We start from the raw sequence: 1687 nt of genomic DNA, 5'->3' as shown, positions 1-1687 counted from the left end.
CGAGGCTGTGTGAAAACTCTTTGACGCCGCTACGGTGATCTAGATAGAGTTTGGTATCTCGATCCCGGGAGTCGACATGCCCCGATTCATCGAAGGTCAGGACCGGCAGCAGGTAGCGTTGATCCCGGAATGCCTGGATGACTTCATCGCCGACGACAACCCGGTGCGCATAATCGACGCATTCGTCGACGAGCTCAACCTGGAATCGCTGGGATTTGAGAAGGCGGCGCCAGCAGCTACCGGCCGCCCGTCGTATCACCCGGCCGTGCTGCTGAAGATCTACATCTACGGCTACTTAAATCGGGTCCAGTCCAGTCGTCGACTCGAGCGAGAGTGCCAACGCAACGTCGAACTGATGTGGCTCGTTGGCCGTCTGGCGCCAGACTTCAAGACCATCGCAGATTTTCGCCGTGACAATGGCTCGGGCATTCGCAACGTTTGCCGGCGGTTTGTTGCCGTATGCCGAGATCTCAAGCTATTCAGCCAAGCCCTGGTTGCCGTTGATGGAAGCAAGTTCAAGGCAGTCAACACGCGCGACAAGAACTTCACGGCTGCCAAGATAGACAAACGTCAGCAGCAGATTGAGGAGAGCATCCACCGCTATCTGGCGGCGCTCGACACAGCGGACCGGACGCAACCTGTCGAGATCGAGGCAAGGACCAATCGGCTCAATGACAAGATCGAACGTCTGCGCAAACAAATGCGCACGCTGGATGACGTCAAGGAGAGGCTCAAAGACAGTCCAGACGGTCAGTTGTCGGTGACCGACCCGGATGCCCGCTCGATGGCCACCAGCGGCCGGGGCTCGGGGATGGTCGGCTATAACGTGCAGATGGTTGTCGAAGCCAAGCACCATCTGATCGTCGCGCACGAAGTGACGAACCGAGGACATGACAGGGACTCATTGGCATCGATGACACAAGCCGCGCGGGAGGCGATGGGCAAGAAGCGACTGCGTGCGATTGCCGATCGCGGCTACTACAGCGCGCCTCAGATCAAGGCATGTGCAGAGACAGGTATTGATGCGATCTTGCCCAAACCCACGACTTCCAATGCCAAGGCCGAAGGCCGCTTCGACCGTTCGGACTTCATCTACATCGCGAAGGACGATGAGTACCAGTGCCCTGCGGGCCAGCGCGCCATCCACCGGTTTACGCGGGAGGAGAATGGTCTTCAATTGCGGCGCTACTGGAGCAGTGCCTGCCCACAATGCGCGATGAAGGAGCGATGCACACCTAGCGCGTATCGGCGCATCAGTCGATGGGAGCATGAGGCCGTGCTTGAGGCGGCGCAGCGCCGTCTAGACCGAATGCCAGATGCGATGAAGGTGCGGCGGCGCACGGTGGAACATGTGTTCGGCACGTTCAAGCATTGGATGGGCTATACGCACTTCCTAACTCGTCGCTTGGGCAATGTGAGCACGGAAATGAGCTTGAATGTACTGACCTATAACCTCAAGCGGGTCATGCAAATCCTGGGCTACCAGCAGACCATGAAAGCGGTGCTGGCGATGGGCGGCTGAGCCCTTCATGTGGCCCATAACGCACCTCAGGCCCTATCCGGGCCGCCCAAACGGCCTTGAGTGAGCCCCGCTTCGAAAAATCGAAGTGAAGACCGCCCAAGGTGATGCGGACTAGGCTATTGCGCTGTGGCTGGCAGGACGAAAAGCGTTTCCACACAGCCTCGG

General features: G+C 58.7%; 1 protein-coding gene. It reads left to right on the top strand.

Annotation, left to right across the window (positions count from 1 at the left end; all coding sequences use genetic code 11):
* Nucleotides 1–76 precede the first annotated feature (76 nt).
* Complete coding sequence (locus tag HV681_RS27645; RefSeq protein ID WP_175126281.1) at nt 77–1522, top strand: IS1182 family transposase; 1446 nt, start codon at nt 77–79, stop codon at nt 1520–1522.
* Nucleotides 1523–1687: the final 165 nt, after the last annotated feature.

The sequence above is a fragment of the Achromobacter animicus genome, from assembly GCF_902859585.1.
Taxonomy (GTDB): Bacteria; Pseudomonadota; Gammaproteobacteria; order Burkholderiales; family Burkholderiaceae_B; genus Achromobacter; species Achromobacter animicus.
The sequence above is the reverse complement of the archived record's forward strand: the minus strand, read 5'-3'. Positions and strand labels throughout refer to the sequence as shown.

Coding starts and splice junctions, on each gene's coding strand:
- HV681_RS27645 (WP_175126281.1), top strand. CDS start 77: ATGCCCCGATTCATCGAAGGTCAGGACCGGCAGCAGGTAGCGTTGATC.